Genomic DNA, 555 nt, shown 5'->3' on the forward strand with positions numbered 1-555 from the left:
ACCATCGGCTCCATCACCGTGACGACCGCCAACTACTCGCTCTACACCTCGGCGCAGGGCGGCATTCTGGACACGGCTGGTTCGACCGCTCCGTCGATCGACACGATGAGCATCTCCGCACTGACCGACTCGGCAGCTGACCAGACCACGCTCGATGGCTACATCGCGCAGGTCACCGCTGGCATCAACTCGGTTGCCTCGGCCGCCGCCAATCTCGGTGCCGTCAAGAACCGCCTCTCGACCAACACGGACTTCGTGAAGTCGCTGATGGACTCGGTGGACCGCGGTATCGGCCAGCTCGTCGACGCCGACATGAACCAGGAGTCCACCCGGCTGTCGGCCCTCCAGGTCCAGCAGCAGCTTGGCGTGCAGGCGCTCTCGATCGCCAATAACAGCAGCCAGAGCATCCTGTCGCTGTTCCGCTAAACCTCGGACCATCCGGGGAGGGGGGGGGGGGGGGGGGGGGGCGGGCGCCCCCGCGGGGGGGGGGGGGGGGGGGGGCGGGGGGAGGGGGGGGGGGGGGGGGGGGGGGAGCCCCCGCCCCCCCCCCCCCCC

Annotated in this window: 1 protein-coding gene; it reads left to right on the forward strand. The window is 70.8% G+C overall.

The window, feature by feature from the left end; all coding sequences use genetic code 11:
• A partial coding sequence (locus AC0L3A_RS40910) for a flagellin (RefSeq protein ID WP_473256605.1) occupies positions 1–426 on the forward strand: 426 nt, incomplete at its 5' end.
• Positions 427–555: the final 129 nt, after the last annotated feature.

The organism is Bradyrhizobium sp. MI1.3, from assembly GCF_055811695.1.